At 64.7% G+C, this 23,338-nt stretch carries 26 protein-coding genes; 14 read left to right on the forward strand and 12 right to left on the reverse strand.

Annotation, left to right across the window (positions count from 1 at the left end; all coding sequences use genetic code 11):
- Positions 1-99: 99 nt before the first annotated feature.
- Positions 100-903 (reverse strand): prolyl oligopeptidase family serine peptidase, encoded by an 804-nt coding sequence (locus ABE493_RS08710; protein ID WP_346498539.1) that lies wholly within the window; start codon positions 901-903, stop codon positions 100-102.
- Positions 904-1,007: 104 nt separating this feature from the next.
- Here ABE493_RS08710 and ABE493_RS08715 point away from each other — a divergent pair, with 104 nt between their 5' ends.
- Positions 1,008-1,298, forward strand: coding sequence for a hypothetical protein (locus ABE493_RS08715; protein ID WP_346498540.1), 291 nt, complete (start codon positions 1,008-1,010; stop codon positions 1,296-1,298).
- Positions 1,299-1,476: 178 nt separating this feature from the next.
- Here ABE493_RS08715 and ABE493_RS08720 read toward each other — a convergent pair whose 3' ends face one another.
- Positions 1,477-2,268: an IclR family transcriptional regulator gene (locus ABE493_RS08720; protein ID WP_346498541.1), complete on the reverse strand. Its 792-nt coding sequence runs from the start codon at positions 2,266-2,268 to the stop codon at positions 1,477-1,479.
- A 1,030-nt stretch (positions 2,269-3,298) separates the two neighbouring features.
- Here ABE493_RS08720 and ABE493_RS08725 point away from each other — a divergent pair.
- A complete protein-coding gene (locus ABE493_RS08725) occupies positions 3,299-4,312 on the forward strand; it encodes an HDOD domain-containing protein (protein ID WP_346498542.1) in 1,014 nt (337 codons plus the stop codon).
- A gap of 68 nt (positions 4,313-4,380) precedes the next feature.
- On the opposite strand, the gene ABE493_RS08730 is transcribed toward ABE493_RS08725, so the two are convergent.
- Positions 4,381-5,952 (reverse strand): phospholipase D family protein, encoded by a 1,572-nt coding sequence (locus ABE493_RS08730; protein WP_346498543.1) that lies wholly within the window; start codon positions 5,950-5,952, stop codon positions 4,381-4,383.
- Positions 5,953-6,075: 123 nt separating this feature from the next.
- Here ABE493_RS08730 and sstT point away from each other — a divergent pair, with 123 nt between their 5' ends.
- From sstT to ABE493_RS08745, 3 genes are read left to right on the forward strand one after another with little or no spacing between them, the layout of a single operon-like run.
- Positions 6,076-7,281 carry a serine/threonine transporter SstT gene (sstT, locus tag ABE493_RS08735; protein ID WP_062168363.1) on the forward strand — a complete coding sequence of 402 codons (1,206 nt, stop codon included), beginning with the start codon at positions 6,076-6,078 and terminating at the stop codon, positions 7,279-7,281.
- Positions 7,281-8,009, forward strand: a complete 729-nt coding sequence (locus tag ABE493_RS08740) for an AzlC family ABC transporter permease (protein WP_346498544.1) — start codon at positions 7,281-7,283, stop codon at positions 8,007-8,009. Before sstT ends, ABE493_RS08740 begins: the two co-directional genes overlap by 1 nt.
- Positions 8,006-8,308, forward strand: coding sequence for an AzlD domain-containing protein (locus tag ABE493_RS08745; RefSeq protein WP_346498545.1), 303 nt, complete (start codon positions 8,006-8,008; stop codon positions 8,306-8,308). The genes ABE493_RS08740 and ABE493_RS08745 overlap by 4 nt, the downstream gene beginning before the upstream one ends.
- A 345-nt stretch (positions 8,309-8,653) precedes the next feature.
- Here the strand turns inward: ABE493_RS08745 and ABE493_RS08750 are convergent, their stop codons facing one another.
- Complete coding sequence (locus tag ABE493_RS08750; protein ID WP_346498546.1) at positions 8,654-9,364, reverse strand: rRNA pseudouridine synthase; 711 nt, start codon at positions 9,362-9,364, stop codon at positions 8,654-8,656.
- A 66-nt stretch (positions 9,365-9,430) separates the two neighbouring features.
- A complete protein-coding gene (locus tag ABE493_RS08755; protein ID WP_346498547.1) occupies positions 9,431-9,928 on the reverse strand; it encodes a M48 metallopeptidase family protein in 498 nt (165 codons plus the stop codon).
- Between the two features lie 82 nt (positions 9,929-10,010).
- Here ABE493_RS08755 and ABE493_RS08760 point away from each other — a divergent pair, with 82 nt between their 5' ends.
- Positions 10,011-10,565: a DUF2058 domain-containing protein gene (locus tag ABE493_RS08760; RefSeq protein ID WP_346498548.1), complete on the forward strand. Its 555-nt coding sequence runs from the start codon at positions 10,011-10,013 to the stop codon at positions 10,563-10,565.
- 108 nt (positions 10,566-10,673) lie between these two features.
- On the forward strand, positions 10,674-10,937 hold the full coding sequence (locus ABE493_RS08765) for a DksA/TraR family C4-type zinc finger protein (protein WP_282265397.1): 264 nt from the start codon (positions 10,674-10,676) through the stop codon (positions 10,935-10,937).
- Positions 10,938-11,022: 85 nt separating this feature from the next.
- Here ABE493_RS08765 and ABE493_RS08770 read toward each other — a convergent pair whose 3' ends face one another.
- The 4 genes from ABE493_RS08770 to ABE493_RS08785 form a co-directional block, all read right to left on the reverse strand.
- Positions 11,023-11,523: a GNAT family N-acetyltransferase gene (locus tag ABE493_RS08770; protein ID WP_346498549.1), complete on the reverse strand. Its 501-nt coding sequence runs from the start codon at positions 11,521-11,523 to the stop codon at positions 11,023-11,025.
- 109 nt (positions 11,524-11,632) lie between these two features.
- Entirely contained in the window at positions 11,633-12,892 is a 1,260-nt protein-coding gene (locus ABE493_RS08775; RefSeq protein WP_346498550.1) for a sugar transporter, read from the reverse strand.
- Positions 12,893-13,164: 272 nt separating this feature from the next.
- Positions 13,165-13,746, reverse strand: a complete 582-nt coding sequence (locus ABE493_RS08780; protein WP_346498551.1) for a mechanosensitive ion channel family protein — start codon at positions 13,744-13,746, stop codon at positions 13,165-13,167.
- 20 nt (positions 13,747-13,766) lie between these two features.
- Entirely contained in the window at positions 13,767-15,044 is a 1,278-nt protein-coding gene (locus tag ABE493_RS08785) for an ectonucleotide pyrophosphatase/phosphodiesterase (protein ID WP_346498552.1), read from the reverse strand.
- 138 nt (positions 15,045-15,182) lie between these two features.
- Between ABE493_RS08785 and ABE493_RS08790 the strand changes: the two genes are divergently transcribed.
- From ABE493_RS08790 to ABE493_RS08800, 3 genes are read left to right on the forward strand one after another with little or no spacing between them, the layout of a single operon-like run.
- Positions 15,183-15,755 carry an RNA polymerase sigma factor gene (locus ABE493_RS08790; protein ID WP_346498553.1) on the forward strand — a complete coding sequence of 191 codons (573 nt, stop codon included), beginning with the start codon at positions 15,183-15,185 and terminating at the stop codon, positions 15,753-15,755.
- The gene (locus ABE493_RS08795; RefSeq protein ID WP_430980735.1) at positions 15,755-16,306 is read left to right on the forward strand and encodes a hypothetical protein; all 552 of its coding nucleotides are present in this window, start codon (positions 15,755-15,757) and stop codon (positions 16,304-16,306) included. The genes ABE493_RS08790 and ABE493_RS08795 overlap by 1 nt, the downstream gene beginning before the upstream one ends.
- Positions 16,307-16,317: 11 nt before the next feature.
- A complete protein-coding gene (locus tag ABE493_RS08800) occupies positions 16,318-17,208 on the forward strand; it encodes a DUF4097 family beta strand repeat-containing protein (protein WP_346498555.1) in 891 nt (296 codons plus the stop codon).
- A gap of 243 nt (positions 17,209-17,451) precedes the next feature.
- Here ABE493_RS08800 and ABE493_RS08805 read toward each other — a convergent pair whose 3' ends face one another.
- Together ABE493_RS08805 and ABE493_RS08810 are read right to left on the reverse strand one after the other, a co-directional pair.
- Entirely contained in the window at positions 17,452-18,831 is a 1,380-nt protein-coding gene (locus ABE493_RS08805; protein WP_346498556.1) for an Hsp70 family protein, read from the reverse strand.
- A 63-nt stretch (positions 18,832-18,894) separates the two neighbouring features.
- Entirely contained in the window at positions 18,895-19,884 is a 990-nt protein-coding gene (locus ABE493_RS08810; RefSeq protein WP_346498570.1) for a cation diffusion facilitator family transporter, read from the reverse strand.
- A gap of 112 nt (positions 19,885-19,996) precedes the next feature.
- On the opposite strand from ABE493_RS08810, the gene ABE493_RS08815 reads away from it, so the two are divergent.
- Entirely contained in the window at positions 19,997-20,329 is a 333-nt protein-coding gene (locus ABE493_RS08815; protein ID WP_346498557.1) for a zinc ribbon domain-containing protein YjdM, read from the forward strand.
- Between the two features lie 48 nt (positions 20,330-20,377).
- Here the strand turns inward: ABE493_RS08815 and ABE493_RS08820 are convergent, their stop codons facing one another.
- A complete protein-coding gene (locus ABE493_RS08820) occupies positions 20,378-21,496 on the reverse strand; it encodes a tetratricopeptide repeat protein (RefSeq protein WP_430980736.1) in 1,119 nt (372 codons plus the stop codon).
- Positions 21,497-21,771: 275 nt separating this feature from the next.
- On the opposite strand from ABE493_RS08820, the gene thpR reads away from it, so the two are divergent.
- The 3 genes from thpR to ABE493_RS08835 all read left to right on the forward strand — a co-directional run bounded on the left by thpR (position 21,772) and on the right by ABE493_RS08835 (position 23,313).
- Positions 21,772-22,359: an RNA 2',3'-cyclic phosphodiesterase gene (gene thpR, locus ABE493_RS08825; protein ID WP_346498559.1), complete on the forward strand. Its 588-nt coding sequence runs from the start codon at positions 21,772-21,774 to the stop codon at positions 22,357-22,359.
- 94 nt (positions 22,360-22,453) lie between these two features.
- On the forward strand, positions 22,454-23,053 hold the full coding sequence (locus tag ABE493_RS08830) for an HD domain-containing protein (protein WP_346498560.1): 600 nt from the start codon (positions 22,454-22,456) through the stop codon (positions 23,051-23,053).
- A 62-nt stretch (positions 23,054-23,115) separates the two neighbouring features.
- Positions 23,116-23,313, forward strand: coding sequence for an oxidoreductase-like domain-containing protein (locus ABE493_RS08835; protein ID WP_346498561.1), 198 nt, complete (start codon positions 23,116-23,118; stop codon positions 23,311-23,313).
- The last annotated feature ends 25 nt before the right edge of the window (positions 23,314-23,338 follow it).

Here is a 23,338-nt window from a genome sequence, read left to right on the forward strand (position 1 = left end):
TATCGCTGCTGGCGCATCGGCTCGCCGCCGAGGCATGCAAACATGGGCACTGCGGTGGGTTTGCCGCCTGCGCAAAGGGCAGGCGGCGCCGCCGGCCGGTCAATGGCGCTGCTGGCTGAACAGCCATTGCCACATGGCAGGATTGCGATAGGTCGGGTCCCAGGCGTTGTGGGGGACGTCGGGGTACTCCGTATAGCGCCAGCCCGCGCCCAGTTGCTGGCTGGCGGCGGCGATGGCGCGGTCATCGGTGGTGGGGACCAGTTGGTCCAGCGCGCCATGGAAGATCCAGGTCGGCACATCGCGCAGGCGCGCCACCGTGGCCTGGTAGGGATCGTCGGCGTTGGCTACCTGGTCCACCATCAGGCCCGGGCGGTCGGCACGCGGTGCGCGCAGGGCGCCGCAGATCGGGACCAGCGCGGCGAACTGATCGGGCCGGGTCAGGGCCAGTTCCCAGCTGCCGTAGCCGCCCATCGAGATACCAGTGAGATAGATGCGGCGCGGGTCGGCAGCGAACTCGGCGCTGGCCGCATCCAGCACGGCCAGCGCCATGCGTGCATTGCGCCCGCGCCATTCCTCGTTCTCCGGCACTTGTGGGAACACCACCAGCGCCGGGAACGTATCGGGGTTCTGGGTCAGCCAAGGGCCAATGCCGGCCAGCGTTGGCTTGAGCCCGTCATCGCCACGTTCGCCCGAGCCGTGCAGGAACAACACCAGCGGGCGGGCACCGGGCGGCGTTGCCGCAGTGGCCGGTACAAATACCTGATAACGGAATTGGTGGCCTTCGAAATCCAGCTGCCGCGCCACGAACCGCCCATGCGCCTGGGTGCTGGTAGCTGAGGTGGGCGTACTGCTGCAGCCCAGCAGCAGGCCCAGCAGGCAAAGCGATAAAACAATGCGACCCATGGCGGCGGACTCTGTTGTGGATTGCAGCAGCGTAGCCTGATTGGTGCTGTGCCAGAATAATTGCAGCGACACCGCTGCGGCGGCGGATTCTACGGGAGTGGTGCATGAAGAAATTACTGATCGTCGTGCTGGCGGCGCTGCTGGCCGCGTGCAGCCAGGGTTTGAGCGGCACCTGGAGCGACAGCATGGGCATGGTGAGCTACACCTTTGCCTCCGATGGCAAGGTGATGGTCGAAATGCTGGGCAAGTCGCAGCAGACCCACTACGCCCGCGAAGGCGACACGCTGAAGGTCGAGGTACCTGACAGCAACGGCGAGATGCTGGAGTTCACGCTCAATGAGGACGGTTCGCTGCAGGGGCCGATGGGCGTCCGTCTGCAGAAGCAGGAAAAGTAAGCCAATACCGCTACCGCGTTGCGACGACGCTGGTAACGGGCACGATTACGCTTGCAGGGCAACGAAGGGGAGCTGGCGCTGCGCCGCTCCGCGCTTGCAGCAGCTGGCGCCGGCATACAAAGGGCGGATGACTGGACGTGTGGCAACAACCCGGTTTCTGGCCGCGCCTGGCGCGCAGCTAGACGGTGTGCAGGAACTTTTCGAGTTCATGCGCGGCCTTCTGCACCTGCGTGCTCAGTGAGGTCTTCAGGTCTGCTGGCAGGACCGAGCGCGGAACCATGACGCTGATCGACGCCACCACGTTGCCGTCACGGTCCCGCAGCGGGTAGGCCACCGCGGATACCCCGGGCTGGTAGAAAGACTCGCTGATGGCATGGCCACGCCGGTAGTCGCTGCCGAGCAGTTCGATCAGCTCCTGCGGCGTCTTCGGGCCCTGCTCGGTGGTGAAGGAGAGGCTGGGCTCGGGGAACAGTTGGCTGAGGTCCTGCTGTGGCAGGGCCATCAGCAATACCCGGCCAATGGCGGTGGAATGCGCAGGCAGGCGCGTACCCACGCCCACCGCAGCCGCTGCTTCGCCAACCGCGCTGGCCCGTGCGACGTAGACGATCTCGCGACCATCCAGCACGCACAGCTGTGCCGAATAGCTGGTGATATCGCGCAGGCGCTGTATCACCGGCCGCCCGATCTGCACGATGTCCATTGATGACAGATAGTCAAAGCCAAGGCGCAGCACGCTGATGCCCAGGCTATAGCCGCCACTGGCGCTATTGCGTGTAAGGAAACGCATCTGCTCCAGCGTCTGCACCGTGCGGTACACCGATGCTTTGGGCAGACCAGTGCGCTGACAGACCTGGGTGAAACTCAGCTCGCCATTCTGTCCAAACAGCTGCAACATGTTCAGGCCTTTCTCCAGAGCCGGCACCATGTAGCGGGTCTGTTCTTTCAAGGGTGTTGCATGGGGCGATGACATTACCGTCTTCCCTTTAGTTGAAGACAAAGCCGCCATTGACGGGCAGGCGCTGTGCGCTGACGAAACCCGCCAGGCTGGACGGCGGGTACGGAAGGTGTCGTCGATGTCGGTGGGGTATCGGTGGCATTGCAGACAGCGGCCGCAGCGGATGCCGGCCACCGCTCAAGGCAGCGGGTACTTGCCTCTGCTGTCCCTGAAGAAACCCTCGCGTTGCACGGCATGGCCAAGCGGACAGACCAGCTTCGGTGGCGTAGCCGCCATCGACCAGGAAACTGCGGGGCTCCTTGCCTTTCATCGTGGTGGCAAAGCGGCGCCCGCCGCGCACCCGCATTGTGTTGCAGCCGGTTTTACAGCGCATATGGTTTGCCCGTGCGTGGCTATTGAGGGAGTGGTTTTATATTTGGAACTAAATCCAAATACATAAACTTCTATTGACCATAGCAATGATTGGATTTACTGCAATCGGGGAAGTTGCCATTTGCCTGTGCTGTTATTCACAAATCTGGTATTTGGTGCGCACTGTTTGCTTGGTTTGGATATGGCCTTCCCTTGGCCGTTGCTGTGCAGCGTGATTATGGTTTAGCGGGTGAAACCAAGTATTTGATGCTGCCCTTCAAAGTCTCGCGTGCGGCTTGAGTCTGGTGTCAGCGATCTAATGAGGGGAATTTTGGTGAATGATTGATTTGTAAGGGTTTTATTGGGATTCAGTTGGGAATTTTCGGCCTGGCGGGCTGGTTTTTCGTGACCTTCCATTACCGTAATTATTGGTTTTAATAATTACCATTTTTTCGGAATTTACAATATGGAATTTCGCATTTCCGGTTATTTTGAGATTCGTCCTAAAGGCAGGTTTGGCGGCGGCGCGCCGTGGACCTGCAGATGTTGTTTCATTGGCCTGTGCAGCGGTCCGGCTGGGTGGCTAAAGAAGGGTGAGGGCGGGCCGATATAGCAGGCAGGCTTCCGCGTGGATGTTTTCTGCTTTCTCATGGTGATTATTTCGGCAGTGCTTGCAGCAGTTGTGGTCGGAGGCTTGGTCTGGCTCTGGCTGCGAGGCCGTGACGACGCGCCGCAGCCGCGGCGCCGCGTGTATGTGGCCCCGGCTGTTGCGGCCTCCCCAGCCGGAACGCCCGGTCCGGCGATCTGCGCCGACGACCTGCAGCGGCGCTTTCTGTTGAGCGCGCTTGGCGCAGCGGAAATACCGGCCGACGCGCTGCGGGTGCAGCGGGCGGTGGTCGATGACGTGGTGGCAGCGCTCAGTCGTGCCGATTTGTCCTCGCGCTACACGCCACGGCGGCCAAATCTGTTGCCGCAGCTGATCCAGAGCGTCAATGACAGCACGGCCTCCTCGCGTTCGATCGCGCGGATCATCGGCAGCGATGCGGTGCTGGCGGCCACCTTGCTGCGCATCGCCAACAGTCCGCTGTACCGGCTGCAGCAACAGGATGTGCAGAGCATCGAGCGTGCGGTCACCCTGATCGGCAACGATGGCATCCGCCAGATCATTTCCGCTGCGCTGGTGCAGCCGGTGATGGAGTCTGCCAGCGGGGTGGACGCCGAGTTCGCACGCCTGTTGTGGGAGTACACCTTGCGTGTGTCGCTGGCGGCGGCAGACCATGCCCGCAGCGTGGAGCGCGAGGATGGCTTTGCCGCACAGCTGGCTGGCCTGTTGTTGGGGCTGAGCGCAGCCATGGCGATGCAGGCTGCGGCCGATGTGCTGGTGCGGCCACCGCTACGGACGCGCGAGCCGGGTACCTTGCTGGACATACTGGAACGCTGCACGGCGCCTACCGCCGTGCGTATCGCCGAGCACTGGAAGCTGTCGGCGGCGATAGTGCAGGCACTCAAACAGGTGGACGCCGCCGCAGCTACCGGTCTGGCGCGCTCGCTGCAGATAGGCCAGCTTGCGGCCAGCGCGGCGATGCTGCACGCGCAGGGCTGGATGAGCGAGGCCGATGCCTGTGCCGCGCTTGCCAGCGAGCTGCCAGAACATGTGGCGACGTGGCTATGGAAGCGGATGAATCAGGCGGATGGCGTGCAGGAATAGGCCGCGCAGCCCGGTGAAGCGGTACTGCATTGGCCTTGCGTTGTGCGCTACATGGCGGCACGGGCGGCCTACAGCTGCGACTCCAACGGCAACCAGCTGATCACCCGCGTGCTGGCGCGTTGCATGAAGTTGGTATCCGGTTCGGTGCGCATGCTGATCGGCGGGGTCCTGGCGCGGTCCAGCCAACGCAGTTCGTGATCCTTGTTCAAATACACCCAGTAACTCAGCTCGGGGCTGGAGAGGCGTAGATATTCCTGGTGCAGGCGCGCGGCCAATACCGGGTCGTCGAACAGGGCGCCCATTTCGGTATTGAGGTAGGCCGAGCGCGGGTCGAGGTTGAACGAGCCGACAAAGCCGCGCCGGTCGTCAACCAGGAAGGCCTTGGTATGCAGGCTGGCACCGCTGCTGCCGAACGGCGAGGCCTTGCTGGTATGCCCGTGTGATTTCAGTTCGTACAGCTGCACGCCGCCGGCCAGCAGCGGGCGGCGGTAATGCATGTAGCCGCTATGCACGGCGGCCACGTCGTTGGCGGCCAGCGAGTTGGTGATGATGCCGATCTGCACGCCGTCGCGCACCTGCTCGATCAAGGCCTTGGTGCCGGTCGCGCCGGGGACGAAGTAGGGCGATATCAGCAGTGATTTATGCTCGGCGCTGCTCAGTACCTCGATCAGGCGGGTGACCAGCCATTGGCTGCTGTCACCACCACTGGGTTTGCGCGGCGGATCGGAACGGATGCGTACGTCCTTGGTCCAATGCAGGTCCAATTGTTTGCTGAGGTAGGCATCGCTGAGCCGTGCGCGCACGCGCTGCAGGTATGGCGCGGCCTCCTGCTGGCGTGCGTCCACTTCGGCCTGGCTGACGAAATTGGCCATCTGCTGGTCGGTGCTGTAATGCAGGGCGGCGATCGGCACCACCGCGTCGCTGTTCCAGAAGTCATCGAAGATGCTGCTCGCATCGCTGGCAACCGGGCCGGCCAGCAATAGATCGAGGTCGCGGAAGTTCACGTCCGGGCGCGCGTCGAAATATTCGGCGCCGATATTGCGACCACCGACGATGGCCACACGGCCATCTGCGATCCATGCCTTGTTGTGCATGCGGTGGTTGATGCTGAAGGCCCTTTGCACCATTTCGACCAGGCGCCACAGGCCGTCGCGGTTGCGGAACGGGTTGTACAGGCGGATCTCGATGTTGGGGTGCTGGTCCAGTGCCAGCATCTGCGGGTCCAGGCCGGCGGCATTCATGTCGTCCAGCAGCAGGCGCACGCGTACACCGCGCTCGGCGGCCTGGTAGACATCGTGGGCCAGCAGGTGGCCGAGCAGGTCGTCGTGCCACATGTAGTACTGCAGGTCCAGGCTGCGCCCCGCCTGGCGGGTGACGATGGAGCGTGCTGCATACGCTTCGAGCCCGTCTGAGAGGTAGACCGCGCCGCTTTTGCCAGGGTTCTGGGCCAGCAGTGGCTGCAGCTGGCGGTCGATCAAGGTCTGCTGTGGCTGCAGCGGCAAGACCTGCGAAGGCAGGCCAACGGCCTTGGGCGTCAGGTGATCGCCCAGCAGCAAGCCGCTGCCAACCAGCAACAGCAGCGCGCCGAACAGATAGGCCATCAAGCGCAGCAGACGGTGGGGGCGAGGCGGCTTGTTCATGTGCGCATCCTAGCGGTGTTCGTGTGTTGGCGGCATTTTGTCCTGCAGCCATGACGTTCCGGGGGTGCGGTGGGTGCCCCGGCTGGGCGAGAATCGGGGTTTGCGTTTGCCGCGAGCCCCGTAATGACCGAACGTTCTTCCTCCTTCCGAGCGCCCAGTCTGGTGCTGCAGATTGTCATCGGCCTGATCGCCGGCATCGTGTTGGCGATGGCCTGGCCGGCCGGGGCGACCGCCGTTGGCCTGCTCGGCACGGTGTTCATTTCCGCGCTGAAGGCGGTGGCGCCGGTCCTGGTGCTGGTGCTGGTGACGGCGTCCATCGCCAACCACCAGCACGGGCAGAAGACCCATATCCGGATGATTCTGCTGCTGTATGTGATCGGCACCCTGGCCGCGGCATTGGTTGGCGTTGCAGCCAGCTTCCTGTTCCCGAGCAAGCTGGCGCTGAAGGCTGCCGAGGCTGGCATGAGCGCGCCAGGTGGCATTGGCGAGGTGCTCAAGACCTTGTTGATGCAGATCGTCGACAACCCGGTGCATGCGCTGCTCAATGCCAACTACATCGGCTTGCTTGCCTGGGCGGTGGGCCTGGGCCTGGCCTTGCGTCACGCCAGTCAGACCACGCGCACGCTGGTCAGCGATCTGTCCGATGCCATCACCTGGGTGGTGCGGCTGGTGATCAAGCTGGCACCGCTGGGTGTGTTCGGCATTGTCGCCTCGCTGTTGGCCGAGTCCGGGTTGGGCGCATTGAAGCAATATGCGCATCTGCTGGCGGTGCTGGTTGGCGCGATGCTGTTCATGGCCTTTATCGGCAACCCGCTGATCGTGGCGGTGGTGACGCGGCGCAATCCGTATCCGCTGGTGCTGCGCTGCCTGCGTGAGAGCGGCATCACCGCGTTCTTCACCCGTTCCTCGGCCGCCAACATCCCGGTCAACATGGAGCTGTGCCGCAAGCTTGGCCTGCATGAGGAAACCTATTCGGTCGCCATTCCGCTGGGGGCGACCATCAACATGGCCGGTGCGGCAATCACGATCTCGGTGCTGACCCTGGCTGCGGTCAATACCCTGGGCTATCCGGTCGATCTGCCGACCGCTTTGCTGCTCAGCGTGCTGGCAGCGGTGGGTGCCTGTGGTGCCTCCGGTGTGCCTGGCGGTTCTTTGCTGCTGATTCCGCTGGCCTGTGGGTTGTTCGGCATTCCCAACGACATAGCGATGCAGGTGGTGGCGGTGGGCTTCATCGTCGGCGTGGTCCAGGACTCGGCTGAAACCGCCTTGAACTCGTCCACCGACGTGGTGTTTGTGGCTGCGGCCGAACAAGCGCGCGGACGCGGCTGATGGCCACCGCTGGGCGTATCACGCCAGCGGTACGCATCGGCATTTCGATAGCGATTGCGACTGGCCTGTACGGCATCTCGTTTGGTGCATTGGCGGTGGCATCGGGTTTCAGCGTGGCGCAGACCGCTGCGTTGAGCCTGTTGATGTTCACCGGCGGCTCGCAGTTTGCCTTCATCGGCGTGATCGGCGCCGGTGGTGCGGGGGCGGCGGCGTTTGGCGCAGCCACCTTGCTGGGTATCCGCAACGCGGTATACGGCGCGCAGATCAACCGCATGCTGAGCCCGCGTGGCTGGCTCAAGCCGGTGGCAGCACAGGTCACCATTGACGAATCGGCGGCAACCGCCGCCAGCCAGAGCGATCCGCGGGAGCAGCGGCGCGGTTTCTGGGTAGCCGGGCTGGGCGTGTACCTGTGCTGGAACCTGTTCACCCTGTTGGGAGCGCTGCTCGGTGATGCGCTGGGCGACCCCCGCCAATGGGGATTGGATGGCGCGGCGGTGGCCGCTTTCCTCGGGCTGCTGTGGCCGCGTCTGCGCTCACGTGAGCCGGTGGCCATTGCCGTGGTCTGCGCGCTGGTGACAGTGCTGGCGCTGCCGTGGCTGCCTGCCGGGGTGCCGATTCTGTTCGCCGCTGCCGTTGCGGCGGTGTGGGGCTGGTTCGGGCACGGCCCTGCCGATGAAGGGTTGGAGCCGGATGTCGCGCCCACGACCGGGCCGGAGTTGGAGCGATGACGCTGTGGGCGTGGATCGTGCTGGGCTGTATTGCCGCATGGGCGATCAAGTTTGCCGGCTATCTGGTGCCGGTGCGCTGGCTGCAGTCACCGCGCATGAACCGTGTTGCCGGTTGCCTGACGATAGGCTTGCTGGCCTCGTTGACGGCGATGAATACCGTTTCGGCCGGGCAGGGGCTGGCCTTCGACGCACGCATAGGCGCGTTGCTGGCAGCGGCGCTTGCGTTGATGCTGCGGCTGCCGTTTCTGCTGGTGGTGATTGTGGGTGCGGCGGCAGCGGCGGCTATACGGTTGCTTTGAGCGCTGCTGGCGGTTGTAGGAGCGGCGTAAGCCGCGAAGCCGGTGCTTTGTCCGCGCGCTGATCGCCTGTCACTGCAGATTGTTTGATGGCGTTTTGTTTCGTGACCGGAGAGATGGTCAGCTTCGCGGCTTACGCAGCTCCCACAAAACTGCGGCTCCTGCACAGACGGAGAGGTCTTGGCGTGGAACTTGAGCCGCGAAGCCGGACTTCGTTCGGCCACTGATCGCCTGTCACTGCAGATTGTTTGATGGCGTCTTGTTTCGTGACCGGAGAGACGGCCAGCTTCGCGGCTTACGCCGCTCCTACAAAGCGGCGGCTCCTGCGGCGCCGGAGCGGGCCTTGGCCTAGAACTTCTGATCGGCAGCCAGATAACGCCACTGGCCTTCGGGCATCTTGCTCAGGCCGACACGGCCGATGCGCAGGCGGCGGATCTGCTCGGCCTTCAGACCGACCTGGCCGCACATGTTCTGCAGCTGCCCCAGGCGCACATCCTTGATCGCGAAACGCAGGCGCTGCTCGCTCTGCCAGCTGATCTTGGCCTGCGGCAGGCCGCGACCTTCATAGATCAGGCCGTGGGTGAGCTTGGGCATGGCCCACGGGCTGGGTTCACCGCTGACTTCGACCACGTACTCCTGCTCCAGGCTGGAACCGGACTCCTGCAGGTGGCGGCGCACGCGCCAGTCCTGGGTCAGCACCACCAGGCCGGTGGCGGCATCGTCCAGTGGCATCAGATAGTCCAGGCGCTGGAAATGACGGCTCAGTGGGCGGATGCCGGAAGCGTCGTCGGCAAAGCGGTTGTCGTCGCTCAGCAGGGCGACCAGCTGGTCGGCGCTGCAGCCGGCCGGCTTGTTGATCAGGAAAGTGGCCGCTTCGGCGGCCTCGGTGCTGCCCTCACTGCCCAGGGTGATGACTTCCTCGGTCACCATGGTCTGCGGGGTTTCCACCACCACGCCGTCGACGCTGATCCAGCCGCCTTCGATGTACTGCTGGGCCTGCGAGCGCGAGCACTGCAGCTGCGCGGAAACGCGCTTGTCGAGACGGATCGGGGTGGTCATGGCGTCAAAGGGTTCTACGAAGGGCGGGGAGTGTAGCGCCGTGGCGGGGCCTGGGCGATGGGCGGCTCAGGCGGGTTCATGTTCCAAGGCGGTCAGGTACAGGCGCAGGTCGAACTCCAGCTGGTGGTAATCCGGCTCCATATGCAGGCACAACTGGTAGAAGGCCTTGTTGTGGTCGGCCTCCTTGATATGCGCCAGCTCGTGCACCACGATCATCCGCAGGAACCCGGCCGGCGCCTCGCGGAACACGCTGGCGATGCGGATCTCGCGGCTGGCCTTGAGCTTGCCGCCATGGTTGCGGGAAATGGCGGTATGCGTGCCCAGCGCGTGCTTGACCACCTGCAGCTTGCCGTCATACAGCACCTTGCCCAGCGGTACCGACTGGCGCAGGTGGCGCTCCTTGATGGCCTGTACGTAGTCGTAGAGCTGGCGGTCGTTGCGCACCGCGTGCGGCTCGGCATAGCGCTTGCGCACGGCTTCGCCCAGCTTGCCTGCGTCCAGCAGCTCGCGGGCGCGCTGCTGCAGGTGTTCGGGATAGCCATTCAGGTATTTCAGCGCAAGCATCGGGATTCGGGCAGGGGAGTTGGGTAGGGCCGGGCAGGCCGCTATCATGGCAGCCTCGGCAACAAAACCATGAACAACGACGATGGCAAAGGGTAATCCGCTGCAGGAACAGCTGCTCAAGGCTGGTCTGGTGAAGAAATCACAGGTCTCGCAGGTGGCGCGTGAGCAGGTCAAGGCTCGCCATGGCAAAGGCCCGGCGACGGCGACCGACAGCCAGCGCGAGGCTGAGCGTGCACGCGCCGAAAAGGCCGAAAAGGACCGCCTGCTGGCCGCCGAGCGCAATGCCCAGCGCCGCGCCGATGAACTGCGCGCGCAGGCCCGGCAGATCATCAGTGACCGCAAGCTGCCGCGCGCCGGCGAGCTGGAATATCGCTTCAATGACGGTACGTTGATCCGCACGATCCTGGTCACTGAAGCGCTGCGCGCCCAGCTGGCCAATGGCGCACTGGTGATCGCGCGGCACGGCGACGGCTTCGAGCTGCTGCCGCGAGTGGCAGCCGAAAAGGTGCGTGAGCGCGATGCCAGCCTGATCGTGCTCGACCACGGCCAGAGTGCGGACACGCCGGTTACCACCGGCAATGCCGAAGACGATGCCTACTACGCGCAGTTCCAGGTGCCCGACGACCTGATGTGGTGAAAGAAGGCCTGCGGCGCGCTGCAGATAGCTGAACGGCGCGCACGCAGGCCTTGAATTGTGGCCGCGCAGGCGGCAGCTTGAACCTGTTGCTGTACGTGGAGACAGGTCATGGCCACCGGTTGGGCGGGCGATACCGCCGTTCAGGATCAGATTGATGCCACCGTCGAGGACGCCATCAAGCGTGCGCGCAGCCGCATGCCCAGCGGTCCGGGGCTGGAACACTGCGAAGAATGTGATGCGCCCATTCCCGAAGCGCGGCGCAAGGCCGTGCCGGGTGTGAGGCTGTGCATTGCCTGCCAGCAGGCGCAGGACGAAGACGAAGCATTTGCCGGCTACAACCGGCGCGGCAGCAAGGACAGCCAGCTGCGCTAGCGCTGCTGTGACCGTGCTGGTGGTATCGGCCTGCCATTCCCGCGCAGCCGTGAATGCGCATGTGCAGGCAAAAAAACTGAAACCCTCAGCTTTTGCCCGCCAGCGGCAGCACATCGTTCAAGTATTGCTTCTGCACGACACGCTGCACCAGCCGCGGCCGTTCCATCAGTACGAAGCGCACGCCCTTCACTGTCTGCGGCGCGGCCTTGCTGATGAAGCCAAAACGCTCATACACCGGCACCGCGATTTCGGACGAGTTGACCGTGTACTCGCGGCGCCCATGCACGCGCAAGGCGTGCTCCCACAGCAAACGGGAAATGCCGCGTCTACGGCAGCTGCGGCTGACAAACAGATGATGGATGTGGCTGTCGCCACGCATTGCGATCATGCCGGCGAGCGCGCCGGCATCGTCAACCACGTAATGCGCGAATTCCTTGTTGCCCAGGCGCTCGGCAAAGCTGGCCGGGGTCAATGACGCGAGGAAGGCATGCGCGTTGGCGCCGCTATCGGCATCCAGCAGGTGCCGTGCCAGCGGCGTGACCAGCGCGCTCAGCGCGTCGGCGTCGGCGACGTTTGCGTCGCGCACAGTGATGTCCTGATCCACTTGCTCCCCCCAACCAGCACCCCCGGAAGCAGGGGCGTGGGCGGAAGCATACCTGCAGCGGGCGCACTGTAAATGTGTGCGCCCCCGCAGCTCAGTGGTTTACGCCGCCATGGCGGAAACTGCCGCTCCAGCGCAGCATCGCGTACACGCACCACAGCCAGCCGGCGGTGGCGATCAGGCCGCCAACCAGGCCGATATGTTGCATGCCCAGCTGCAGGCTGACCTGGCTGCCGATCAGCGCGCCGGCGCCAATACCGATGTTGAAGATGCCGGAGAACAGCGCCATCGCCACGTCGGTGGCATCGGAGGCCAGGTTCAATACCTTCGACTGCATAGACAACGCAAAGCTGATCATCGCCACGCCCCATACCGAGACCAGCACATACAGCAACAAATTACTGTGCAGGCCGGTGCGCAGCAGCAACAGGCTGGCGGCCAGGGTGCCGATGGCACTCAACAGGAAACCGCGCGGCCAGCGCAGGCCGTAGCGCGAGAACAGCACGCTGCCGAGGAAACCCATGCCGCCGAACAACAGCAGCACCAGCGTGGTCACATGCGCATCGAAGCCGCCGATCTTCTGCACGAACGGTTCGATGTAGCTGTAGCCGGTGAACTGCGCCGACACCACCACCATCACCAGCAGGTACAAGGCCATCAATGCCGGGCGTCGCAGCAGTACCGGGATGCTGCTGGCCGAGCCGCTGTTCTGGCTGGGCAGGGCCGGCAGCAGCCGGGCCAGCACCAGCATCACCAGCAGGGCGACGCCGCCGATGGCGACGAAAGTGATGCGCCAGCCCAGCAGCTCGCCGACGATACGACCCAACGGGATGCCCAGCACCATCGCCACCGAGGTGCCGGTAGCCAACAGGCCCAGCGCCTGCGGGCGTTTGTCCTGCGGCGCCACGCGCACAGCCAGCGAAGCGGTGATCGACCAGAACACCGCATGGGCCAGGGCAATGCCGACGCGGCTGGCCATCAGCACCGGGTAGCTCCAGGCGATGGCTGACAGCACGTGGCTGAGGATGAACACCGCGAACACGGCGAGCAGCAGCTTGCGGCGGTCGAAATTGCGGGTCAGCAGCATGCACGGCAGCGAGGTCAGTGCTACCACCCATGCGTAGATGGTCAGCATCAGGCCGACATGTTCGATCGGTTTGCCGAAGTCGGCGCCGATGTCGCTGAGCAGGCCTACCGGAACGAATTCACTGGTGTTGAAGACAAAGGCGGCCAGCGCCAGGGCGATGACGCTGAGCCAGCGTTGGCGGTCGGAGCGGGGTTGCTGGACGTCGGCAACGGCAAAAGCGTCGCCTGCCTGCGGGGCAGGGCAGGAAGTATTGGGAGAGGCGGACATTACGTGCGGGGGCTTGCGACCGGGCCGGTCGCTCAATACCGGCAATTTTCGCACGCACTGTGTGGACGGGAGCGGAACACTGTGGATTGGGGCGAGCGCGTGGCGGCTTTGTTCAGTTGGGTGATGCCGCTGGCGGCCCGGTCCGGCCCCGCAATGCGCTGCAGGCGCTGATTGCGAGGCGATGTTGCGGCTGTATGCGTTGTTCTGTCGCGGCCGTCATCCCCAACTCGGTGGGGATGAGGCGGCCAACCTGCAGCAGGCGTCGTGGCGGCTCAGCCGTCTCCCTGCACAGTGGTGGGCAGGGTGTCGCTGCCACGCCAGCGGCGCAGGCCGCGCTGGAAGAACAGGCTGTTGGGGATCTGCATCAGCGTGCCTTCGCTCGGCCCGCCGACTTCGTGCAGGGTGGTGTAGATCAGGTTGATGTCGGTGACCACGCCCTTCAGGCCCGGTTTCTCGCCGTTTTCCAGCAGCTCGATCTGGTCACCGAGGCGGAACGGGCGGGTAGTGAAGATCAGGAAGGTGCAGAAAATGTTGGACAGCACGCTCCAGGCCGCAAAAAACGCCACCGCACCCACTGCGGCGAAGCCCGTGAAGGCGGTCCACAGCACGCTGGCCTGGACGTTCAATGCCTGCAGGATGGCTATCAGTGCCACCGCGCCGATGATGAAGTTGGACAGGCGGCGGATCGCCATCTCGATCTGCGCCGGCAGCGTGTAGTGCTTGCCCACCCGTGCCAGCAGGCGCCGTGTGAGCAGGCGCAGCAGCCAGGCCACGACCAGGATCAGCAGGATGCTCAAGCCGGTATTGATGGGTTCAATCCATTGCTGCATCGAGGTGGGGAGGTAGTGCTTCATGCGTTTTCCTTGCGAGTGCGTCAGCGCTTCAGTGCAGCGTCGGTATGGCGGGGATTGCCGTCGTTGCTGGCCGGGGTGATGTTCAACAGGCGGGCCAGCAGCGGATAGATGTCGACATTGTCGATGGGCGCGATGGTCACGCCCTGGGCGAAGGCCGGGCCATGACCGATGAACGGTGAATACATGTCCGGCAAAGTGTTGTCGTAACCGTGCTCGCCCAATAGCTCGTGGCCCTTGCGCTTCTCGGCCTGGCGGGTGGTGACCTGCCAGCCCAGCTCGGCGCTGCAGATATAGGACGGTACACGGGGGTGATGCCCATATTCAAAGCGGGCCGGGATCTGCTCGCGGGTCATGCAGGTGATGTGCGGGTAGCTGCCCGACAGCAGCTGCTGCGCGGCGGCTTCACCGCCGGGCAGGGCATTGAACGAGGCGTAGGCGCCGGTCCAGCCGAAGTCCAGCTGGCTGACATCGACCAGGTCATCCAGGTAGATCTGCTGGGCCGGGCTGGTGTTGGTCATGCCGTGGTCGGAGGTGACCACGATGTTGATCTTCTGCTGCAGGCCCTGCGCGGCGATGCCGGCCAGCAACTCAGCCATCGCAGCGTCCACCTCGCCCAGCGCTGCGTTCAATTCGGCCGAGTCGGGTCCATGGCGGTGGCCGATGGTGTCGACCTTGTCGAAGTACAGGGTGATGAAATGCGGGCGCTGTTCGGCGGGCAGTGCCAGCCACTGCAATACCTGCTGCACGCGCTGCTGCGAGTTCACCTTGATGTCGAACGGGCGCCAGAATTCGGGCCGCGCGCCGTGCACCGGCGCCTCCGAGCCTACCCAGAACATGGCCGCGGCACGTCCGCCCTGTTCGCGTACGCTGGTCCACAGCGGCTTGCCGCCGTCCCACCAGCGCTCGTCGCCGACCGTGGCCGGGTCGAACATGCTGAAGCGCACGCCGGGAATATCCGGGTCGGTCATGAAGTTGGCGATCACGCCGTGGTGATCCGGGCGCAGGCCGGTGACCAGGGTGTAGTGGTTGGGGAAGGTAATCGACGGGTACGAGGGACGCATGTACTCGGCACGGGCACCGTTGGCGGCCATCGCCGCCAGTGTCGGGGTCAGGCCACGCTGCAGATAGTCGTTGCGGAAGCCATCGATGGAGACCAGGATCACCGGTGCCTGCGCGTCGCGCGGCAGGCCGGCTGCAGCTGTTGCCGCGTCGGTGGCGGCCTCGGTGGCGGCAGGTGTGCTGGCGCAACCGGCCAGGGCAAGGGCGGTGCAGAGCAGCAGGGCAGGGGTACGCAACATTCGGCAGCAAAGGTCTGGTAAACCACGATTGTCGGCCAGCGCGGCCTTTGCTGCCAGTCGCGGCCGGGCTGCCAGCCGCTTCGGCAAAACATTTGCGATGGCTTTAAACCTTTTTGCTGCTTGCCGCATCCAATGGATATGCTCGACACCCTTGTGACCGCTGCCGCTCCCTCACCGCCCGTCATCGACGATGCCGCGCTGGCCCGTGCCGCCGCCGAAGGCGACACCCGCGCCTACGAGCGCATCTACCGGCGGCATTCGCCGCGCCTGTATGCGTTGTTGTGGCGCCTGTGCGGCGGCAACGCCGCGCGTGCCGAGGATGTGCTGCAGGAGACCTTCATCCAGGCCTGGCGCAAGCTGCCGCAGTTCCGCTTCGAGAGCGCGCTGGCCACCTGGTTGCATCGGCTGGCGGTGAATACGGCGCTGATGGAGCTGCGCGCGGCGACGTTCGAGTCGCTGGATATTGGTGAGTCGGGGATGGACATATTGGCCGAAATGGCCGACACCCCGCGCTGCCATGCCACCGGCATGGACCTGGAACGGGCGCTGTTGACGCTGCCACCGCGTGCTCGTGCGGTGCTGGTATTGCACGACATTGAAGGCTGGAAACACCAGGAAATCGCCGTGGAACTGCAGATGGCTGTCGGCAGTTCCAAGGCACAGCTGCATCGTGCGCGCAGCTTGTTGCGCACGCGGCTTGGAGACGCATGATGAACCACCACGACAACGATCACGATGATGCGCTGGCGCAGCGCCTGCGCGGGTTGCCGTCCGAACGGGTAGCACCGGCGGCGGTATGGCAGCGCATCGCCGCCCAGCTGGAGCAGACACCGCGCTTGCTGCAGCCGCCCGTGGCAGCGGTTCCTGCCACCAGCGCCGCACCCGCAATGCGCGCCCTGCGCCGGCATTGGCCGCGCTACGCCGCTGCGGCGGGCGTAGTCGCCTTGGTCGGCGTGGCAAGCATGCTGTTGCTGCCACAGCAGCCGCCTGCCGCAGTGGCGGTGACGGAATCGGCGCTGCAGCAGCAGGCCAATACCATCACCTATCAGTACCGGCAGGCGATGGCGACGCTGCCGCAGCAGTCGCTGCCTGTCGAGCTGCAACCGGCACTGCGCGAGCTGGATGCGAGCGCCGGCAGCATCCGCAGCGCCATCGCGCAGAGCCCCGATGCCACGTTTCTACTTGGACAGTTGCAGCGTACCTATGCGCTGCGGCTGGAACTCACCCGCAAGGGCGTCAACCCGACCGGAATTTCGACTTGAAGGAGCTCCTCATGAATGTTTCTTTGCAGCGGCTATTGGCAGCAGCCCTGTTGCTTGCGCCCCTGACCAGCGCGTTCGCGCAGACCGCCGTCAACCGCAGCCTGCCGCTGTCCAGCGGTGGCCGGGTGGAATTGAGCAATATTGCCGGCTCGGTGACCGTGCGTGGCTGGGACCGCAATGAAGTGCAGCTGACCGGCTCGCTCGGCGAAGGCCAGCGCCTGGAGGTGGAAAGCAGCGCCAACCGCGTGGCGCTGAAAGTGGTCTATCCACAGAACCGCAGCAGCAATCGTGGCGCGGTGCTGGAGCTGCGGGTGCCGCGCGCGGCGCAGTTGCAGACCAGCACGGTCAGCGCGACGGTGGATGTGGCCGAGGTGGATCTGCGTCGACTGCAGAGCTCCACCGTCAGTGGCAGCATCACCGCCAATGGGCGCGCTGGTGAGGCGGAGTTGACCACGGTCAGCGGCGCGATCCGCTCGCAGCTGCAGACAACGCGCCTGGAGACCAGAACGGTCAGCGGTGGAATCAATGCGGCCGGTGGCAGCGGTGGCGAGGTTTCAGCGAACACCGTGTCGGGTGGTATCACGCTGGATCTGGCCAAGGTGCAACGGCTCAATGCCGAGTCGGTATCAGGCAGTCTGGGCGTGCGCAGCGCTGGCTTGCAGCCCGGCGGCCGGGTCAACCTGGAGACGGTGAGTGGCTCGGTCACGCTTGGCTTGCCGGCCAGTACTTCGGCGCAGTTGAAGGTCAGCACCTTCAGCGGCAGCATCCGCTCCGATGTAGGCCAGGTGGAGAGCCCGCGTTACGGGCCAGGCAAGAATCTTGATGCACGCATCGGTGGCGGCGACGGCGATATTTCGATCCAGTCGCATTCGGGCACCGTGCGGGTGAATCTGGACCGCTGATACATCCGCTCCCTCCTTTTGCCGCAGGTAAGGGGAGGTTGGGAGGGATGGCTTCAAAAGCTCCCTCCTTTTGCCGCAGGTAAGGGGAGGTTGGGAGGGATGGCTTCAAAAGCTCCCTCCCTTTGCCGCAGGCAAGGGGAGGGTTGGGGAGGGGTAGCTTCAAAAGCTCCCTCCCTTTGCCGTAGGCAAGGGGAGGGTTGGGGAGGGGTAGCTCTCGGCTTTTGAGAGCTTCAGCTTCGTGGCTTACGCCACTCCCACACCTGCGGTGTTTGCTGCCGCTGCCAACGCCAGCCCCTGCACCACGCCGAACGATGGGTCGCCGTGCACCAGCTTGGCATTCGGGAACGCCGCCGCTGCCGCCTGCTGGATGTAACCGGCGCGCGACATGCCGCCGGTCAGGAATACCGCTGCTGGATCGTGCCCGATATCAGCGCGCACCTGCTGCAGCAGAGTCTCCAGTTCGGACAGGTAGCCACCGGCCGCCGCGGTCAGATGCGGAGCATCGATGTCGACCGACAGGCCCGGCTCGATGAAGTCCAGCGCGCTGCTGTGGTTGGGCTGGCTGCTCAGGGCGATCTTGCAGTGCTCCACCGCGCGGTACAGGCGCGCGGTGTTGCCGGTGTCCTGCAATGCCTGCAGGCGCGGGCCGTACGGTAAATCCACCGCATCGTAGTTGTGCTGGCGGAAATCGCGCTGGCGGGTCATGTCCTGCACCATCGCCGCTTCCACGTAGTGGTGCGCCGGCACGCGGGTGATGCCACGGCCGAACAGCGGCATGTAGCCGGCCAGGCTCAAGGCCAGATCGATATCGGTACCGCCACGGGCGATACCCCAGGCGCGGTGGATCTGTGGCGAGGTATTGCCACCCACGCTGGCATGGGCGATGTCGGTGGTGCCGCCGCCGACGTCGACGATCACCGCTTCATGGCGCTCGCTGCTGACAGCGTGGTAGTGCATTGCGGCAGCGGCGGGTTCTTCAAGGAAATCCACTTCGTCAAAGCCGGCCGCCATTGCCGCGTTGCGCAGGATATCCAGCGCCTGGTCGTTGCCGGCCGCGCCAATCGAGCTGCGGAACTGCACCGGGCGGCCAAGCAGGGCGCTGCGCACGTTCTGCTGCAGCTGGCGCGAAGCGGTCAGGCGGATGTGTTCCAGGATGTGGGTGGCGATGCCGGTGATGGTCTGCTTGGCGCGCGGATGCAGGTTGTAGCCCAGCATCGATTTCGGGCTCTGCACCAGGTTGCCTTCGTTCTCTTCGAAGTAGGCTTCCAGCGCGTCGTCGCCATAGACCGCGTTCTGCAGCAGCGCGGTGGAGCTGCGGGGTTCGCGGATGCGCTCTTCCATCCATTGGCGGCGGACCACACGGATCGCATCGCCGCGCAGCTGCTCCTGGCTGCGCGTGGTGCCTGCTGCGCGCGCGCTGCGGCGGCCGGATTCGATCAGTTCGTCGACCTGCTGTTCCAGCGCCGGGGTCAGCTCGAAGTCGTTGGGGTCGCGCATCACCTCGGGGAAGTACACCGTGGTGCGGAATTGCTGGGCTTCACCAAAACTGACCGGTACCACCTTGCCGTCGATATGGGCGGCGGCGGCCGAGTTGCTGGTGCCAAAGTCGATGCCGAGTTTCATCATGCCTGCACGTCTTGCTGCTGAATCGGCCGCGCACTTTACTACGCGGCCGCGCCGCTGGCTTCACATGCCGTTGGCCGGCCCCGGTTTCGATTCCGGTTCCAGTGCATCCAGCCGGGCCTGCCAGGCCTGTGGGGTCTCCGGCTTGACGAACAATGCGACGATCTCCGGGTGGTGCTGGCGCGCGGCCTGCTCGATGCGGGCTACACAGGCTTCGATCTGCACGGTGGTGCAACGGTCGTCAAACGCCGCGCTGAGCGTGGCCAGCACCTGGTTCGGGCCAACCTGGATGGTCAGCACGCCGTTCGCGCTTTCAATGTCGGGATCGGCGTTGGCCCGCTGCAGCAGGGCCTGGCCCAATTCAGGATGGGCGGGCTCGCCGATCAGCAGGCCCTTGGTTTCGCGCGCCAGCAGGTAGGCCGCCACCGCCAGCACCGCGGCTATGCCGATCGATGCCAGTGCATCGAGTTCAGGAATGCCCAGCCACTGCGCGCCCGCCAGGCCGGCCAGGGCGATCAGCAGACCGAGCATCGCCGCGCTGTCTTCCAGCAGCACGGTGAAGGTGCTGGGGTCCTTGCTGCGCCGGAACGCTTCGAAATAGCCATAGCGGCCTTTGCTGGCACGGAACTCGCGCAGTGCAACCCACCACGAGGTGCCCTCGAACAGCAGCGACACGGCCAGCACGATGTAGGCGATGGTGGGGTTGGCGACCGGTTCGGGATCGCGCAGATGGACGATGCCCTGGTACAGCGAGATGCCCGCACCCATCGCAAATACCAGCACCGCAACGATGAAACTCCAGAAGTACAGCTCGCGGCCACGGCCGAACGGATGGGTCCGGTCCGGTGGTTGGCTGGCACGGTTGAGGCCGTGCAGCAACAGCACTTCATTGGTGGTGTCCACCAGCGAATGTACGCCTTCACTGAACATCGCCGAGCTGCCAGAAACCGCTGCGGCAATGAATTTGGCCACGGCAATGCCGAGATTGCCGGCGAGGGCCACATAGATGACGAATCGCGAGCCGCTTTTTTTTGCCACTTGTTGTCCTGCCAGCGCGGCGCAGGCTGCCGCGCGGCCACTTTCCCGCCCGCTGCGTGGCGGTGGTGTGAGCGACTGTGACCCCAGCGGCTAGAATAGGCGGCTATTCAATGTCCGGGAGTCCCCCATGTCTGTTGCTTCCTGCCCGCAGTGTTCGCTGGAAAACGTCTATGCCGATGGCGCGTTGTGGATCTGTGCCGATTGCGGCCATGAATGGACCGCAGGTGAAGCGGCCGAGTCGAGCCTGGTGGTACGCGACAGCAACGGCAATGTGCTGGTGGCTGGCGACACCGTCACCGTGATCAAGGACCTGAAGGTCAAGGGTTCGTCGATCCCGCTCAAGCAGGGCACGGTGATCCGCAACATCCGCCTGGTCGAGGACGATGCCGAACACATCGAAGGCAACTCGGAAAAGATCAAGGGCCTGGTGCTGAAGACCTGCTTCCTGCGCAAGGCCTGAGCCAGCTTCGCGCGGCGCAGCCACACTGCACCGCGCAGTGGCGTGCGATCAGCGCGCCGCGTGGCGCGCTTCCAGCCGGCGGATGCCGTCGAGCTTGCTCTGGTACACCGCCCGCAGTGGATCGCCGCCCAGGTCGCGGGCACGTTTCATTTCGCGCTCGGCCAGCCGGTTGTTGCCGCTTAGGAAGTAGGCGCGGGCAAGGCCGAAATGGAACTGATGGGCATTGCCGTACAGCCGCACCGCTTCGCGGTAGTAGTGCGCTGCAAGAGCATAGTCGCCGGCTGTTTCGGCGCTATTGCCCTGCATGTACTGATAGAACGGATCACGCTTGCGTACCTGTTCCAGTCGCGTCTGCAGCTGCGCGACGCGGCGTGTATCACCCATGCGCTGGTAAAGCTTGGTGGCGTTGTGCAGGGCGGGGGCGTGCGTGGCGTTGATCGCCAGTGCGGTTTCAAGATCCCTGGCGGCCGCATCCAGGTCGTTCTCGCGCGATTCGAGTACGCCCAGGTTGCTCCATGCCGGCACGAAGCGCCGATCCATCCGCAGGGATGCTTCAAAGTAGGCACGGGCGCTGGGGTAATCGTGCGCGGCCAACTGCTCGGCACCGCGGTTGTTGTAGAAATGGGCCAGGGCGCGCCTGTCACCGATGGGCTGTGGCCCGCGGCGGTCGTACAGCACATTGCTGTCCAGGTCCAAGGTGGCGCTGCGGCCGTCCACACGCATACCGACATTGACGTGGCCGGCATTGAAGATCAGACCCTGGTCCTGGTACCAGGACACCACTTGCCCGACTTCCTGCATGCGCGCGTCCAGGCCGATCTCGCGGGCCAGGGCAACAAACAACAGGGTGAAGGACAGACAGTTGGCTCGGTGCTGCTGCCAGGTCTCGGCCACCGTCAAGGTCGCCTCGGTGTCGTATTCCAGTCCCAGCCCCTCCGGGCGGAACACCAGCTCAACCAGCAGGTGCAAGCGCTGCTCGGGGGAGTTGGCGAGGTTGATCACCCGTTCCTGCAGTTGCGCACGTACTTCCGCTGGGATTGCCATTACCTGCTCCGGCGTGGGAACCGGCGCTGGGGCAGCTGCCGACACAGGAGTAGGGGAGGGCGCTGGCGCGGCCAAGGCTACGCTGCTGGCGGCGAGCAGGACTAACGCATTCCAACCGATCATGGCGATCACCCGGAGTTTGCTGCGGCATGCCCAGTGTAGGCCTGTTGCCGGTGGATGGCAGCCGGCGGGTACAAATCCACAGCGGGTGTGGACCAGCCCTGTGCAAACATGTGGATAACTACCGGCAGCCCTTGTGCGGCGTGGCTCGGTAAGTGGTGGTGAAATTTTCGCCATGGCCGGGCCGCGGCCGGCGCTGTCTGCTAGTATCCGCGGCCCCAGACAGTATTGGCCGCCGCAACGGAGCGGGTACGACGGCCGGCTTTCGATACCAGACCATGACGAAGCAGCTTTCCTCCACCGAGGCCCAGATGACGCTGGGCCTGGGCAGCGACATTCCAACCGAGCGCCTGTTCTTTGCCGTGATGCCGGACCCGATGACGGCCGAGCGCGTGGCCGAGCTGGCCGACGGCTTGCGCGAGGAACATGGCCTGCTCGGGCATCCGTTGGCGCCCGAGCGCCTGCACGTGACCCTGCACCACCTGGGTGACTACGCTGGCCTGCCGCCGAGCCTGCTGCCCAAGGTCCGCCAAGCTGCGGCGCGGGTGCGCATGCCCGAGTTCGAGGTCTGCTTTGATCAGGTGGGCAGCTTTGCCGGCGGTGCGAAGAACCCGTTCGTGCTGCGCAGTGAATACGGCGCCGAGTTGTTGAATGGCCTGCACGAGGAACTGGCGCGCTGCCTGCACGGCGTAGGCGGCAAGCTGGACCCGCGCTTCACTCCGCACATGACCCTGCTGTACGACAGGCGGCGTCTGCCGATCCAGCCGGTGCAGCCGTTCCGCTGGTTCGTGCGCGAATTCATCCTCGTGCGCAGTTTCCTCGGCCAGGGGAGATACCAGATTGAAGGCCGTTGGCAGCTGGGTTGAGCGCCTGCGGTTGAGGGAGCGCTGTGTGGTCTCAGCGTCGGCCAGCCCCCGCAAATCCTGTTTGGTGGTCACGGCTTCATGCCAAGATGCAGGCATGAACGACTTGCTGCAGACCTTGCCGCCTCCGCTGCTGGCCGAGCTGAAAACCGCTTACGCGCAGCCGCCGCGCGCTTATCACAACTTCGGCCATGTGCAGGCCTTGTTGCAGCATTACCGCGATGTCGCCGCCGGGCCCGGCTGGCAGCAGCCGTTGGAGGTGCTGCTGGCCGTGCTGTACCACGATGCGATCTATGAGGCCGGGCGGGGCGACAACGAGGCGCGTTCGGCCCAGTTGGCGGCGGCGGGTATCGAGCGCTGGTTGCCGGATACCACGGTGGATGTGGCGCGGGTGGTGGCGCTGATCGAACTCACCGCACAGCACGGCAGCCTTGGCGCGGATGCCCTGGATGCTGATGCCGCGCTGTTCCTGGACAGCGACATGGCCATCCTCGGTGCCCCGGATGCGATCTTCGACGCCTATGACCGCGGCATCGCCGAGGAGTACCAGGGCAAGGTGCCGGGCTTCCTGTTCCGGCTCAATCGGCGTCGTTTCCTGCGCAAGGTATTGGCGCAGCCGCGGATCTTCTTCAGCGATTTTTTCCATGAACGTTACGATGCACAGGCGCGGGTAAATCTGCGCCGGGTTGCGGGCTGAGCGCAGTGCTTGGCTAAACTAGCGGTTGTCCCACCGTTGATAAGGCCGCGTTGGCCGCTGTGATGAACGAACTGCCCGTCCATGATCCTGCCGCGCCGGATCCCGATCCGCGCCCGCAACCGCCTGAAGCACCGGGGCCGAATGAATGCTGCGAAAGTGGCTGCCCCATCTGCGTGATGGACATCTATGCCGACGAACTGGCCGCCTACCGGCAGCGCCTGGCCGATTGGACCGCACGGCATCCCGAAGCACAGGCCTGAGCCAGCGCTTTCGACATCTTTCTGC

This window comes from Stenotrophomonas terrae (assembly GCF_039674165.1).
GTDB lineage: Bacteria > Pseudomonadota > Gammaproteobacteria > Xanthomonadales > Xanthomonadaceae > Stenotrophomonas > Stenotrophomonas terrae_A.